This window comes from Streptomyces aureocirculatus (assembly GCF_000720475.1).
Classification (GTDB): domain Bacteria; phylum Actinomycetota; class Actinomycetes; order Streptomycetales; family Streptomycetaceae; genus Streptomyces; species Streptomyces aureocirculatus.
Genome location: NZ_JOAP01000007.1, coordinates 298,135 through 312,349 on the forward strand (window position 1 = coordinate 298,135; position 14,215 = coordinate 312,349).

Genomic DNA, 14,215 nt, shown 5'->3' on the forward strand with positions numbered 1-14,215 from the left:
TGCGGTGTGTTCGTCATGGGTCAAGGATCGGGGACGGCGCCGCGCCGAGCTGGCGGGAATCCGACATCAGCCCTGCGCGGCAAGGGCCTGCGCGAACGCCTCGTACGCGGCCTCGTCGAAAAGCACGAACCGCACCTCGTCGAAGTCCTCCGGTGCCGCCGCCAAGGCACCCCGCACCGTGCTCACGGCGATCCGTGCGGCGTCGTCGAGGGGCCAGCGGTACACCCCCGTGGAGATCGCGGGGAAGGCGACCGTGCGGGCCCCGAGCCCGGCCGCGACCCGCAGCGACTCGCGGTGGCAGGAGACAAGGAGCGCCGAGCGGTCCTCGGTCGCCGACCACACGGGCCCGACCGTGTGGATGACGTGGTCCGCCGCGAGCCGTCCCGCGGTCGTCGCCACCGCCTGCCCGGTCGGCAGTCCCTTGCCGTACCGCGAGGCACGCAGATCGCGGCAGGCGGCGAGGATGTCGGGGCCGCCGCGCCGGTGGACGGCACCGTCCACGCCCCCGCCGCCGAGCAGCGAGGAGTTCGCGGCGTTCACGAGGGCGTCGGCGCGCTGCCGGGTGATGTCGCCCTGAACGAGCGTGACGCGGGCGGTCATGCGGCCTCCTGTGCGAGGGGCGGGGTGTCCCGGGCGGGCGGGACCGGCGGAACGCAGGGGGGCCGTCACTTCGGCTGTCACTGCGGCCGTCACTTCGTCCCCCGCAGGTGCTTCCAGACCGCCTTCGCCGCGTTGTGCCCCGACATGCCGTGCACGCCGGGTCCCGGCGGTGTCGCGGAGGAGCAGAGGAAGACGGCGGGGTGCCGGGTGCGGTACGGGAAGGCGGTGAGGCGGGGGGCGCAGCAGGAGCTGGAGTCCGCTCACCGCGCCGCAGGCGATGTCGCCGCCCACGTAGTTGGCGTTGCGGGCGGCGAGCTGCGGCGGCCCTGCGGTCGCGCGGGCGAGGACGCGGTCGCGGAAGCCGGGCGCGAAGCGCTCGAGCTGCCGTTCGACGGCGTCGGTGAGGTCGCCGTCCCAGTTGTGGGGCACATGGCCGTACGCCCAGAAGACCTGCTTGCCCTCGGGTGCGCGGGACGGGTCGACGACGCTCGGCTGCACGGTGATGAGGAACGGCCTCTCCGGAGCGAGCCCCTCGCGGGAGGCGGCCCGCAGTGCCGTGCCGATCTCGGCGCTGTCCGCGCCGATCTGGACGGTTCCGGCGATGCGGGCCTCGGGCGCGGCCCACGGCACCGGGCCGTCGAGCGCGTAGTCGACCTTGAAGACTCCGGGGCCGTACCGGTAGCCGTCGTAGGAGTGTCCGAGTCCGGCGATCCTGGCCAGCGCGGTGGGTGAGGTGTCGAAGACGTACGCGCGGGCGGGCGGCAGGTCGTCGAGCCGCTTGACCTCGTAGTCGGTGTGGACGATGCCGCCGAGGTCGGTGAGGTACGCGGCGAGGGCGTCGGAGATCGACTGTGAGCCGCCGCGTGCGACGGGCCACCCGCGGGCGTGCGCGGCGAGCGCGAAGACCAGGCCGACGGCGCCCGTCGCGAAGCCGCCGAGGGGCGCCATGACGTGGGCGACCAGCCCGGCGAACAGCGTGCGCGCCCGTTCGTCGCGAAAGCGGCGCGTCAGCCACGTCGACGGCGGGAGCCCCACGAGCCCGAACCGGGCGAGCAGTACCGGGTCCCGGGGCAGCGCGGTCAGCGGCAGCGCCATGAAGTCCCGTACCAGGGTGTCCCAGTGCGCCGTGAAGGGTGCCACGAGCCTGCGGTAGGTGCCCGCGTCCCGCGGCCCGAAGGAGGCCGCCGTCTCGGCGACGGAGCGGGCGAGGACGGCGGCGCCGCCGCCGGGGAAGGGGTGGGCCATCGGCAGTCGCGGCTGGAGCCACTCCAGGCCGTACCGCTCCAGGGGCATGGCGCGGAACGCTGGTGAGTTGATGCCCAGCGGGTGCGCCGCCGAGCACGGGTCGTGCCGGAAGCCGGGGAGGGTCAGTTCCTCGGTGCGGGCGCCGCCGCCGACGGTGTCCTTGGCCTCGAACACGGCCACGGAGAACCCGCGGCGGGCCAGCTCCACGGCAGCGGTCAGACCGTTCGGTCCCGCCCCCACGACGACGGCATCGAGCATCGACGGCACCTTCGGACTCCTTCGTCAGCCGGTGGCCAGTGCCGCACAGGATATGCCGCCGCACCGGCGGCGCCGGGGCCGCGGCCGCCCACGGCAGCGCCGGGACGGTCAGATCGCGTGCGCGAGCACTTCGGCCACCCGGCGCGCGGTGGCCTCGTCCCGTGCCGCGGTGAAGGGCAGGGCGTTCCCTCCGGTGATGCTGAACGGCACGCCGTCGCGGGTGGTGTGCGCGCCGCCCGCCTCCTCGACCAGGAGCAGGCCCGCCGCGTGGTCCCAGGCGAGCTCCCAGGTGAACGCGACGGCGTCGAGGGTGCCCCGCGCGACGGCGAGGTACTCCAGGCCCGCCGAGCCGCACGGCCGGGGTGTGAAGCCCTCGGCGAGCAGGCCGAGGAGGGAGCGCTTCTGCTCGTCGGTGGTGAAGTCCGGGTGGGACGTGGCGACGGTCAGGGGGCGGCCGGGCTCGGGGGTGCCGGCGTGCAGGGGCTCGCCGTTCAGGGTGGCGCCCTTGCCGCGGATCGCTACCGCGCACTCGTCGAGCGCGGGGGCGTACGTCCACGAGGCGAGCACCACGCCGTCGAGGGCGAGCGCGACGAGCGTGCAGAAACCGGGGTCCCCGTGCACGTACTGCCGTGTCCCGTCGACGGGATCGACGATCCACACGGGGGCGGTGCCCGCTATCGCGCCGTACGAGTCGGGGTCGGCGTGCACCGCTTCCTCGCCGACGACGACGGAGCCGGGAAGGAGGGCCGTCAGCTCGCGGGTCAGGAACTCCTCGGCGCGGCGGTCGGCGGTGGTCACGAGGTCGTGCGGGGCGCTCTTCTGGACGACGTCGTCCTCGGTGAGCTGCCGGAACCGCGGGGTGATCTCTTCTGCGGCCGCCTTGCGGATCACGCGTTCCACGTCGGCGGTCTGTCGTGCGAGAAAGTCGTCGATGCTTTCCTTGATTACCTGTGTCTCGATCATGCCTCCATGAGAGCACGTGCCACTGACATCGCGGACTCCCGGGGTGAACAACGGGTGGAATACGGACGAACTCCTCTCTCCGCCCGCCACCACGCTTAACCCTGCTGTCACCAGGCACAACCCGTCTGTCACCGGGCGTTCCCCGCGCTCCTCCGCTCGGCCTCAGCGCCCGACCGCGTACCCCTGCATCCCCCGCGGATTGGCGGCCGCCGACAGGACGCCGGTCCGCGGGTCCCGCGCCACCGCGCAGAGCCGCCCCTCCGACCAGGGGCCGCCCACGGTCACGTGGTGTCCGCGCCGCCGCAGCTCCGCCACGACATCGGGGTCCGTGCGGGACTCCACGACGAGGCTGCCAGGGCGCATCCCGCGCGGGTAGAAGGACTCGGGGAAGGACTCGGTGTGCCAGTTCGGGGCGTCGACGGCGCCTTGCAGGTCGAGCCCGCCGCGTATCGCCGGGCGCAGCGCCACGGCCAGGAAGAAGTGTGTCTGCCACTGGTCCTGCTGGTCCCCGCCGGGTGTGCCGAAGGCCATGACGGGCGCGCCGTCCTTGAGCGCGAGGGACGGCGAGAGGGTGGTGCGGGGGCGGCGGCCCGGGGTGAGCGAGTCCGGCAGGCCCTCCTCCAGCCAGGCCATCTGCAGCCGGGTGCCGAGCGGGAACCCGAGTTCCGGTACGACGGGGTTGGACTGGAGCCAGCCGCCCGACGGGGTGGCCGCGACCATGTTTCCCCAGCGGTCGACGATGTCCAGGTGGCACGTGTCGCCGCGGGTGCCGCCGTCGTTCGCGACGGTCGGCTCCCCCGCGCCCGCGGCCGCCTTGCCGTTCGGCGCGCGGAGGTCGGGCGCACCGCCCGCGGCGAGGGCGCGCACATGGGCGGAGAGGAGGGGCTCGCGTCCGCCGGGGCGGCCGGGCCGCAGCTCGTGGGAGGCCCGCTCACCGATCAGGGCCCGGCGGCCGGTGTTGTAGTCCTCGGACAACAGCTCGGCGAGCGGGACCGGCGCGGCGTCCCCGTACCAGGCCTCGCGGTCGGCCATGGCTAGCTTGCAGCCCTCGACGAGGAGATGCACGTACGCGGCGGAGCCGGGCGGCGGCAGTTCACCGGGCAGCAGGGCGAGCTGCTGGAGGAGGGCGGGGCCCTGGCTCCAGGGGCCCGCCTTGCACAGGGTCCAGCCGTTCCAGTCGTAGGTGACGGGGTCCTCGTAGCCCGCGGACCAGGACGCGAGGTCGGCGGCGGTGAGGGTGCCGGTGTGGTGCTCGCCGCTGGTGTCCAGGGTGGGCTCGGCGGCCTGGCGCACCAGGGCGTCGGCGATGAAGCCGGTGCGCCACACGGTGCGGGCGGCCTCGATCTGCGCGGTCCTGTCGGTGCCGCCCGCGGCCTCGGCCTCGGTGACCAGGCGCCGCCAGGTCGCGGCCAGGCGGGGGTTGCGGAACAGCTCGCCGGGGGTGGGCGGCTCGCCGCCCGGGAGGTAGACCTCCACCGACGTGGTCCACTGCGTCTCGAAGAGTTCCCGTACCGTCTCGACGGTCCGCGTGAACCGTTCGACGGGCGGGTGGCCGTCCTCGGCGTATCCGACGGCGTACTTCAGGACCTCGGCGAGCGTCCTGGTGCCGTGGTCGCGGAGCAGCAGCATCCAGGCGTCGAAGGCTCCGGGCACGGCGGCGGCGAGCGGTCCGGTGCCGGGCACCAGGGCGAGCCCGAGGGTGTCACGGTAGTGGGCGACGGTCGCGCCCGCGGGTGCGACGCCCTGCCCGCACAGGACGCGTACGTCACCGCCGGCCGGTGCGAGGATGATCGGCACCTCACCGGCGGGCCCGTTCAGGTGCGGCTCGACCACGTGCAGGACGAACCCCGCGGCGACGGCGGCGTCGTAGGCGTTCCCGTCGTCCTCCAGGACCGCCATCGCGGTCTGTGAGGCGAGCCAGTGGGTGGACGACACCATGCCGAAGGTGCCCTGGAGCGTGGGGCGCGTCGTGAACATGCCCCGCAGGCTAACTCCCGTGCTCCGGGCGCCGGTCGGGCCCCCGGGGGCTCACCCGGGACGGGCGTACGTCACGCGCCGGGGGTCAGGACCCCGGCGCGTGACGGGTCAGGGGCGGCCGGGGCCGTCACTCGGCGGCGGCGCGGGCGGCGTCGGCCTCCGTGGCGGCGTTGCCGGTGGAGAGGGTGCCCTGGGCGCTCTCCAGGTGGGCGCGGACGAACCACTGGAACTGGTCCAGGTCCCTGAGCTGCTCGATGAGGAGGTCCTCCGTCGCCGGGTCGAGGTCTCCGACCTTCTCGATGGCGGTGCGGTAGCTCTCGATCACGCCGGTGTAGACCATGTCGAGTGCGCCCAGATGGGCGATGGCGTCGGCCCGGCCGATGCTGTAGTCGTCCCAGGTGCGCTCGGCGACCAGGGCGCCCGGGGTGCCCTTCGGGACCCCGCCGAGGGCCGAGATCCGCTCGGCCACGTCGTCCGCCATGTCGCGGACGCGGTCGACCTGCGGGTCGAGCATCTCGTGCACGGCGATGAAGTGCGGGCCGACGACGTTCCAGTGCACGTGCTTCAGCGTGAGGTGCAGATCGTTCAGCGCGTGCAGCCGGGCGCTCAGCGCCGAGATCAGCTTCCCGCCGTCCTCGACGCTGATGCCCGGAACGGTGTAGCGGGGCGTGGAAGTGCTGGCCATGGTGTGCTCCTCAGCTTCTCATCCGTCAATATGCCGATGAACGCGTTCCCCGTACCAAAGCCGTTTAACACGGCAAATGGTCCTCAAATGGGAAACGGCGTGGTGCGGCCGTCGTCCTGCACCAGGCACCGCAGAAGGTCGTCCAGGCAGATGCGCTCCTCGCCGGGGGGCACCACCGCGTGGGCCGAGGCGAGGAAGGCGGTGACGTCGGTCGTGGCGGCGTGCAGGACGGCGCGGTCACGGCCCGCGGGGCCCGGGGTGCCGAACAGTTCGATACGTACGCGCGTGCCGCGGGCCGCGCCCGGCGAAGGGGCGATCCGCACGTCCCCCTCACCGACCGGACGACGGCAGCCCTCGGCGAGCTGCTGCCGGTCCAGGCGCCAGCGGGTCGCCTCGTCGCCGTCGCAGTAGAACGTCATGGTGGCGGCGAACGGGTCCTCGGCCGTGTACGAGAGTTCGGCGGACAGCGGGGCACGCCCGCCGTCGTCGCCGGTCTCGAGCTCCATCGGCACCATCGCTCTGACCTCGGCCTCCACGGCGTTCCTCCAGTGGTTCGGGGGGTGGTGAACCCCATATGCCCCGTGGGGCGCGGGAGATGCGGGGAGACAGGTGGGGCAACGTGGTGGGCTACGCACCCTGTCGGTTCTTTTCCTTGATCAATAAGCTGGTGCGGCCAGGCAGACGCCCTCCGAAGGAGTCCCGTGTCCACTGCTCAGCCCATACCGGACATTCTCTCGCCCGAGTTCGCAGCCGACCCGTACCCCGTCTACCGCGCCATGCGGGAACACACGCCGCTCCTGTGGCACGAAGCCACCAGGAGCTACATCGTCTCGCGCTACGAGGACGTGTCCCGCGTCTTCAAGGACAAGGCGGCGCAGTTCACCACGGACAACTACGACTGGCAGATCGAGCCCGTGCACGGCCGGACGATCCTCCAGCTCAGCGGGCGCGAGCACGCGGTGCGCCGGGCGCTCGTCGCCCCGGCCTTCCGCGGCAGCGAGCTGCAGAACACCTTCCTGCCGGTGATCCGCCGCAACTCCGAGGAACTGATCGCCGCCTTCCGCCACCGCGGCTCCGCGGACCTCGTCGCGGACTACGCCACCCGCTTCCCGGTGAACGTGATCGCCGACATGCTGGGGCTCGACAAGGCCGATCACGAGCGGTTCCACGGCTGGTACACGAGCGTCATCGCGTTCCTGGGCAACCTGGCGGGCGACCCCGAGGTGGCGGCGGCGGGTGAGCGGACCCGGGCGGAGTTCGCCGAGTACATGTTCCCGATCATCGCCGCGCGCCGCGCGGACCCGGGCGACGACCTGCTGTCCACGCTGTGCGCCGCCGAGGTCGACGGGGTGCGGATGAGCGACGAGGACATCAAGGCCTTCTGCAGCCTGCTGCTCGCCGCGGGCGGCGAGACCACCGACAAGGCCATCGCCGGGATCTTCGCCAATCTGCTCACGCACCCCGACCAGCTCGCCGCCGTGCGCGCGGACCGCTCCCTCGTCGACCGGGCCTTCGCCGAGACGCTGCGGTACACGCCGCCGGTCCACATGATCATGCGGCAGACCGCGGTCGAGGTGGAGCTCGCCGGTGGCACCGTGCCCGCGGGCGCCACCGTGACCTGCCTCATCGGCTCGGCCAACCGCGACGGCGAGCGCTACCGCGAGCCGGACCGCTTCGACATCTTCCGGGACGACCTGACGACCACCACGGCGTTCTCCGCGGCGGCCGACCACCTCGCGTTCGCACTCGGCAGGCACTTCTGCGTGGGCGCGCTGCTCGCCCGCGCCGAGGTCGAGACGGGCGTCAACCAGCTCCTCGACGCCATGCCCGACCTGCGGCTCGCGGACGGCTTCGTACCCTTGGAGCGCGGCGTCTTCACCCGGGGCCCACAGACCCTGCCGGTGGTGTTCACACCGAGCTGAGCGCCACCCCGCCGCGTGCGGCGCGGATCGCCTCCGCGCCGCCGCCGTCACCGCGCCGCCGCCGTCACTGCGCCACGGGCGTGAACTGCACGGGCAGCGCCGTCAGGCCGCGCATCCAGATGGAAGGACGCCAGGCGAGCTCGCTGGGGTCGACGGAGAGCACCAGGTCGGGCAGCCGCTCCAGGAGCGTCTCGACCGCGGTGCGGGCGATGACGTCGGCGAGCAGCGGCGCCGGGTAGGGGCAGCGGTGCTCGCCGTTGCTGAAGGACAGGTGCGCCGAGTTCTCGGACCCCACCTGTGCCCCCGGCCAGATCTGCGGGTCGGCGTTGGCCGCGGCGAGGCCGAGCACCAGACAGTCGCCCGCCCGGATGCGGCGCCCGCCGAGCTGGGTGTCGCGGACCGCCCAGCGGCCGATGAAGTTCTGCGTCGGCGTGTCGAGCCACAGGACCTCGTTGAGTGCCTGGCTGACGCTGAGGCGGCCGCCGGAGACGTTCAGGGCGAACCGCTCGTCGGTCAGGAGCAGCCGCAGCGTGTTGCAGATCCAGTTGGCGGTGGGCTGCTGGGCGGCGGCGATCACCGAGATCAGGTCCTGGACGATCTCCTCGTCGGACAGGCCCGCGGGGTGCTCCAGCATGCGTGAGGTGACATCGGCTCCCGGGTTCCGCCGCCGCTCCTCGACGAGCTGGTGCACGCGCTCACCGACGCGGACGTACGCGGCCACGGGGTCGTCGCCCTCGGCGGCGTCCAGCGAGATCCGCAGGTCCTCCACGAGGGCCTCGGTGTCGGCGGTGCCGGGCGGCATGCCGACCATGTGCACGGCGGCACGCATCGCCAGGGGGTGGGTGTAGACGCTCATCAGCTCGGCGCTGCCGCGCCCGGAGAAGTCCGCGATGAGCTGGTCGGCGATGTACGCGCACTCGCGGCCGAGCTCGAACTGGTCGACGCTCTCCAGGGCTTCGGTGATGACGCCCGCGCGGCGGCGGTGCTCGGCGCCCTCGGTGAACAGGACGGACGGCTGGTAGCCCACGAACGGCATCAGGGGCCAGTCGGCGGGGATGTTGTCCCACTGGTTCCAGCGCCGCGAGTCGCGGGCGAACAGCTCGTCGTGCGCGGTCACATAGGTGACCTCGGAGTAGCCGAGGACGAGCCAGGCGGGCACCCCGCCGTCGAGGAGCACGGGCGCGACCGAGCCGTGCCTGCTGCGCAGACTGCGGTAGAGGTCGAAGGGCGTCTGCTGGTACTCCAGGCCGCTGAGGGGCACCGCGTCGGGGTGGGCGGCGTGGGCGGGGCAGCCGGGCGGCGGGGTGTTCGGCGCAACTGCGGGTCCGGTCGCTTCGGTCATGCTGTCAGTTCCCGTTCCCGTGCCAGGTGGTGGAGGTGGTCGACCAGGGTGATGAGGACGTCCTTGCCGGACGAGCGGACCCGGGCGTCGCACTCGATGAGGGGGACGTGGGCGGGCAGCGCGAGCGCGGCGCGTATCTCCTCCAGGGAGTGGCGCGCCGAGTCGTCGTCGAAGCGGTTCACGGCGACGACGAAGGGCGTGCCGTGGTGTTCGAGCCGGTCGATCGCGTACCAGGACTCGTCCATCCTGCGGGTGTCCACGAGGACCACCGCGCCGAGCGTGCCCGCGAAGAGGCGGTCCCACAGGAACCAGAAGCGCTTCTGTCCCGGCGCGCCGAACAGATAGAGCACCAGGCGGTCGTTGAGGCTGATGCGGCCGAAGTCGAAGGCGACCGTGGTGGTGGTCTTGCCGGTCGACTCGGGCATCTCGTCGACTCCGGCACCGGCCTGCGTCATCACCTCCTCGGTGTTCAGCGGCCGGATCTCGCTGACCGAGCGGACCAGGGTGGTCTTGCCGACGCCGAAGCCGCCCACCACGACGATCTTCAGGCCGTTTTCGGCCGTGTCGCGCAGCGGTGTCCGGGACGACGGCAGCTCAGAGGTTGCGGAGCCCATGGAGCACCTCCGTGAGAAGAGCGGAATCGGGGAGCGTGGCGGAGGCCGCCACGCGGGGATGACGGGGGGTGATGCGGCCGGTCGCCTGGAGGTCCTCCAGGAGGATGCGGACGACGGTGATGGGCAGCGAGAGCTCGGCGGCGATCTCGACGACGGCGGTGGGGTGCCGGCACAGCTCCAGGATGCGCGCGTGCTCGGACTGCTGGCCGACGGCGGGCTCGCACTCGGCGACGATCAGCGTCACCAGGTCGAACGAGCTGCCGTCGGAGCGGCTGCGGCCCCCCGTGACCGTGTAGAGGCGGTCGGGGTCGCCGACATCGACGGGCCGCCGCATCACGAGCCGCTGCCGCCGGGCTGCCGCGGGGTGCCATGTGTCTGGGCGCGGGGCTCGGCCCGCAGATGCTCGCCGATCTGGGACACGAGCTGGCTCATCTGGTGGCCCACGACGCCGGGGTCGGCGTCCTCGTCGGCGATGACGGCCAGGTGCGCGCCCTGGCCCGCTTCGACGACGAAGAGCAGTCCGCCGTGGAACTCGGTCATGGAGTGCCGTACGCCGCCGGTGCCGTCACCGAACTCCATGGACGCGCCCTGGGCGAGTGCCTGGATGCCGGAGCAGATCGCGGAGAGCTGGTCGGCCTGGTCGAGGCTGAGGCCGGGGCTCCAGCACAGCTTCAGGCCGTCGCGGGAGAGGACCAGGGCGTGCCGGGTGCCGGGGGTGCCGGCGAGCAGGGTGTCCAGAAGCCAGTTCAGGCTGTTGTCGGTGGTCTGCATAGTGGGTTCGGGGCGATCACCGGGGGGTGCGAACGCCCTTGCCTCCCTTTCGGTCATGGGGCGAGGGGTCAAGGCTGTCGAGGCGCGGTCCGGGCGGAACCGGCACCTCTGGACGTACGGGGCCGGTCACTCGGCCCGCGGCGACGGTTCGCTCTCGTCGGCGGCACGGCGGGCGCGGTGGAAGGCGCCGAAGCTGGCGCCGATGTCACGCTGCGGGCGCTGCCCGCCCGGGGCGGTGCCGTCAGGGCCGCCCGTGCCGTCGGTGGCTTCGGGGCCGCCCGCGGCGGGCCCGGGGGTGCCCGGGGTGCGGGGGGCGTTCTCGCGGCCGCAGGCGTGGGCGGCCTGCCGCTGCTGCAGCTCGGCGTGCGCGGCGGCCATGGTGCGGCCCGGCCTGCGCACCGGGAGGCCGCCGAAGGTGGCGCCCCTGCCGTCGGTGCCGCCGTCGGCGGGGTTCTGGGTGCTCGGCGTGCCCGGGGTGTTGGGGGCGCCGGGGGTGCCCGGGGTGTTGGGGGTGCCCGGAGTGCTCTGGGCACCCGGGGTGCCCGGGGTGCTCTGGGTGCCGCCGTGGCGGGCGTGCCCGGCGACCTGGCCGTGCTCGTCGGGTCCGTCGGCGGTGCGCTCCCGCGCGGGGCTGTGCTCGTCGGGCGCGGCGTGGCGGGGGCCGGTGCCTTCGGTGGGCGCGGCGTGCCGGGGAGTGCCGGTGTCTTCGGTGTGCGCGGTGTGCGCGGCGGGCGCGGTGCGGGTGTCCCCCGCCGGGCGGGGTGCGGGCACGGCGTCGGCGCCGGACAGGGCGGGCGCTCCCGCGGCGGGGGCGGGCGTGGTGGCGGGGGCGCGCTCGGCCTGTACCTGCTGGGCGATCAACTGCGGGGGCAGCAGCACGACGACGCCGGTGCCGCCCCGGGCCGAGGGGCGGAAACTTACGTTCATGCCGTACTTGACGGCGAGCCTGCCGACCACGGCGAGGCCGAGGCGGGTGCCCTGGAGCAGCGCGAGGTCGGTCATCTGCCCGGACACCGACTCCTCGGCGCGGCGCAGCGCCGCCTCGGACATCCGCAGGCCGCTGTCCTCGATGGTGATGACGACGCCGGTGCGGGACTCCTCCACGTAGACATGCACTTCGTCGGTGGGCGGCGAGAAGTTCGCGGCGTTGTCGGTGAGTTCGGCGAGCAGGTGCATCACGCCTTCGGCCGCGAAGCCGACGACGGCGACCCGGGTCGAGCAGTGCAGCCGCACCCGCTGGTAGGCGGCGATGCGGCCGACGGCGCCGCGCAGGATGGACTCCATCACGATGGGCTTGTTCCAGGCACGGCTGGAACGGCCGCCCATGAGAAGCGCGAGCCGGTCGGTCATGAGGCCGAGCTGCGAGGTGCTGTGGTCGATGGCGAGCAGGTCGCCGAAGACCTCCTCGCCGTGCCGGTCCTGCATGTCGCGCAGGTCGGCGAGCATGCTCACGGACTTGGCCTGGACGCGGCTGAGGGCCTTGGCGCTCGCGGCCTGCGCGGCGGCGGCGCGCCGCTCGCTGAGGGCGAGTTCCCGTACGGCGGCCTCGGTCAGGTCGCGCAGCACGGGGTCCTGCGGCCACCGCATGCCCGCGAGGACCCGGTCCACAGAGGCGCCGCCGCGCAGCTTGTCGACGACGGCCGGGAGGGTTTCGGTGGCGAGCCGCCGTACGTCGTCGGACATGCGCGTCACGTCGTCGGCGGCGCTGCGCCCGGCGGCGGCCGCGGCGGCCGCGCGGTGCTCGGAGTCGGCGAGGGCGGTCACACAGACGCGCAGCAGTTCGCGCTGCGACGGCAGGGCGGGCGGCCGGGTCTGTCGCAGCACCTCGTCGGGGGCGACGCCCTCGCGGGCGAGGCGTGCCACCGCGGGCACGGTGACCTGCGCCAGGCCCATGTCCTCGGCGGTACGGGAGTCCAACTGGGCGCGTATTCGGTGCAGTTCGTCCTCCGCCTCGGCGGCCCGTGCTCGCAGCCCGTTGGCCTTCGCGATGCCGACGCAGACGGCGACGACGAGCAGCACCCAGCCGCCGGCCGCGGCGGCACCGGCCCAGCCGCGGGCGTCCACCGGCGCGAGCGCGGTGACGGCGGCACCCGCCACGGCGGCCACCGCGAGGAGACACACGGGCAGCGTGTATGCCGTTCGCCGGGTGTTCGAGGTGCGGTCCGGACGACGATCGGCGGGCTGTGTCATTCCGTGGTCCCTCGGTGTCGGCACGGGTGGACGGGCCGTCGGCCCGCCCACGACTGAGTGCCGTCGCGAGGGAAGTCCGCCGTGTGGCGCTGTCTTCCGACGGCACTTGTGGTGGTCATGCTAGCCACAAGATCGCACAGTGGAAGCGAGCATTCAGCGCCGGGGGGCTCCCCCGGAAGGTTCGTCGCGAAAAGCCCTGTTCTTGCCCCGGTGCGTGATATTCGCAGGACACCGGAACCAGGACCCCGACACCCCAGGTCAGGCGACGATGCCACGGCAGGACCGGGAATGTGCCGCGCGTAGACCGCACCCCTCTCCTCCGGACGAGACCACCCCGAGGCCGGAACCAAGCGTTCGGTGAGTCGTTTTTCAGCCAACTTCGCTTCCGTGTCACGGACCTGGCGGCCAGTGGCCTGGACGGCAGCTCTCACGACCGACATGTCCGCGCTTTGCGCATTAGATCCACTTCTACGCACTTACGCCCCGACTCGCCGTAACGTCTTGCCAACGGGACATTGCGGAACAGCGGCACTGATCCGGCAGGGTTTTGAGAAAGGACATTCCTGCGCCGCACCGCAGGCCTGACCACTTTCCCGAAGAGCAGCACACAACTTATGAGAAAGGAATGCGGCACCTTCAAGGCCGATCTTTCCTTCTCCCGCAAATCTCCTGCGAGTTACGGTCGGCTCTCCAAGGAAAGAAGCGCCATCCCAGGTCAACGGGGCACGCGTGGACGGCATGCAGAGAAATATGCCGCGTGATTCTTTTGCTTTCCGCGGCCACCACCCCGACGGAGTCCGGCGTGCAGACGCCACCTCGGACCAGCCGCTTCGGCCCTCCTGAGATCCGTTCGCACTTTGACCTTCTGGAGTTTTCGTGACCGACCTCAGTTTTCCCACATTGTTCGAGGCACGGGTGGCGGCGGGGCCACAGTTACCGGCGCTGGAGTCGGCTGTCCACGCGTGGTCGTACGGGGAGTTGAATGAGCGTGCGAACCGGATCGCACACTGGCTGATCGGCCGTGGGGTGGGTCCTGAGCGGTTGGTGGCGGTGGCGATGCCGCGGTCGGCCGAGCAGGTCGCGGTGGTCCTCGGTGTGCTGAAGGCGGCCCTCCGGTCTGGGCTCGGACGTGGTGGTCGTGGACGCGCCGGAGACGGTGTCCGCCTGGGCGGCGGCCTCGGCCGTGAACCCCGTCGACGCCGACCGGGTGGCTCCTCTCCGGACCACGCACACCGCGTACGTCATCTACACCTCGGGCTCGTCGGGGCGTCCCAAGGGCGTGACGGTCACCCACGGCGAGTTCGCCGCGCTGCCGCTCAGCGGGCCTTTGAGCGAGAGCGGCGCGCCGATCGGCGGGGCCATCACGGGTACCCGGGTGCAGGTGTTCGACGACCGCCTGGACTTCCAGGGCCGCGCCGACACCCAGGTCAAGATCCGTGGCTTCCGCGTCGAACCCGGCGAGATCCAGACCGCCCTGGAGAAACACGACGACGTCTCGCACGCCGTGGTCGTCCCCTACGAGGACCCCTCCGGGCAGCAGGGCAAGCAACTCGTCGCGTACGTGGTCCCGGCACGGGCCGAGGGCACGGGAACCGGCAGCGGCTCCGCGACCAAGGAACTGGCCACGGAGGAACTGCGCACCTTCGTG

General features: G+C 72.8%; 12 protein-coding genes and 2 pseudogenes. 3 read left to right on the top strand and 11 right to left on the bottom strand.

All coding sequences use genetic code 11. The features are described 5' to 3' along the window. Positions 1-66: 66 nt before the first annotated feature. The 6 genes and pseudogenes from IG78_RS0109390 to IG78_RS0109415 all read right to left on the bottom strand — a co-directional run bounded on the left by IG78_RS0109390 (position 67) and on the right by IG78_RS0109415 (position 6,234). The gene (locus IG78_RS0109390) at positions 67-600 is read right to left on the bottom strand and encodes an O-acetyl-ADP-ribose deacetylase (RefSeq protein WP_030561068.1); all 534 of its coding nucleotides are present in this window, start codon (positions 598-600) and stop codon (positions 67-69) included. A gap of 89 nt (positions 601-689) precedes the next feature. Then, positions 690-2,103 (bottom strand): annotated as a pseudogene (locus tag IG78_RS41845) (phytoene desaturase family protein). Between the two features lie 108 nt (positions 2,104-2,211). Next, a complete protein-coding gene (locus IG78_RS0109400) occupies positions 2,212-3,066 on the bottom strand; it encodes an inositol monophosphatase family protein (protein ID WP_030561070.1) in 855 nt (284 codons plus the stop codon). Between the two features lie 162 nt (positions 3,067-3,228). Further along, a complete protein-coding gene (locus tag IG78_RS0109405; RefSeq protein ID WP_030561072.1) occupies positions 3,229-5,043 on the bottom strand; it encodes a gamma-glutamyltransferase family protein in 1,815 nt (604 codons plus the stop codon). Positions 5,044-5,170: 127 nt separating this feature from the next. Beyond that, complete coding sequence (dps, locus tag IG78_RS0109410) at positions 5,171-5,728, bottom strand: DNA starvation/stationary phase protection protein Dps (protein WP_030561074.1); 558 nt, start codon at positions 5,726-5,728, stop codon at positions 5,171-5,173. Between the two features lie 83 nt (positions 5,729-5,811). After that, positions 5,812-6,234, bottom strand: a complete 423-nt coding sequence (locus IG78_RS0109415) for an SsgA family sporulation/cell division regulator (protein WP_159398240.1) — start codon at positions 6,232-6,234, stop codon at positions 5,812-5,814. 195 nt (positions 6,235-6,429) lie between these two features. On the opposite strand from IG78_RS0109415, the gene IG78_RS0109420 reads away from it, so the two are divergent. Continuing rightward, positions 6,430-7,650, top strand: a complete 1,221-nt coding sequence (locus IG78_RS0109420; protein ID WP_030561078.1) for a cytochrome P450 — start codon at positions 6,430-6,432, stop codon at positions 7,648-7,650. Between the two features lie 64 nt (positions 7,651-7,714). Here the strand turns inward: IG78_RS0109420 and IG78_RS0109425 are convergent, their stop codons facing one another. From IG78_RS0109425 to IG78_RS0109445, 5 genes are all read right to left on the bottom strand, one after another. Next, positions 7,715-8,992, bottom strand: a complete 1,278-nt coding sequence (locus IG78_RS0109425; protein WP_030561080.1) for a cytochrome P450 — start codon at positions 8,990-8,992, stop codon at positions 7,715-7,717. After that, positions 8,989-9,606 carry a GTP-binding protein gene (locus IG78_RS0109430; protein WP_030561082.1) on the bottom strand — a complete coding sequence of 206 codons (618 nt, stop codon included), beginning with the start codon at positions 9,604-9,606 and terminating at the stop codon, positions 8,989-8,991. The genes IG78_RS0109425 and IG78_RS0109430 overlap by 4 nt, the downstream gene beginning before the upstream one ends. Continuing rightward, positions 9,587-9,943 carry a DUF742 domain-containing protein gene (locus tag IG78_RS0109435; RefSeq protein ID WP_030561084.1) on the bottom strand — a complete coding sequence of 119 codons (357 nt, stop codon included), beginning with the start codon at positions 9,941-9,943 and terminating at the stop codon, positions 9,587-9,589. Before IG78_RS0109435 ends, IG78_RS0109430 begins: the two co-directional genes overlap by 20 nt. Continuing rightward, positions 9,940-10,377 carry a roadblock/LC7 domain-containing protein gene (locus IG78_RS0109440; protein WP_037684844.1) on the bottom strand — a complete coding sequence of 146 codons (438 nt, stop codon included), beginning with the start codon at positions 10,375-10,377 and terminating at the stop codon, positions 9,940-9,942. The genes IG78_RS0109435 and IG78_RS0109440 overlap by 4 nt, the downstream gene beginning before the upstream one ends. A 126-nt stretch (positions 10,378-10,503) precedes the next feature. Beyond that, positions 10,504-12,567: an ATP-binding protein gene (locus tag IG78_RS0109445; protein WP_078964738.1), complete on the bottom strand. Its 2,064-nt coding sequence runs from the start codon at positions 12,565-12,567 to the stop codon at positions 10,504-10,506. Positions 12,568-13,482: 915 nt separating this feature from the next. Here IG78_RS0109445 and IG78_RS51155 point away from each other — a divergent pair. Together IG78_RS51155 and IG78_RS50085 are read left to right on the top strand one after the other, a co-directional pair. Beyond that, positions 13,483-13,617, top strand: a pseudogene (locus IG78_RS51155) (AMP-binding protein); the annotation flags it as partial. 88 nt (positions 13,618-13,705) lie between these two features. Next, a partial coding sequence (locus IG78_RS50085; protein WP_169749681.1) for an AMP-binding protein occupies positions 13,706-14,215 on the top strand: 510 nt, incomplete at its 3' end.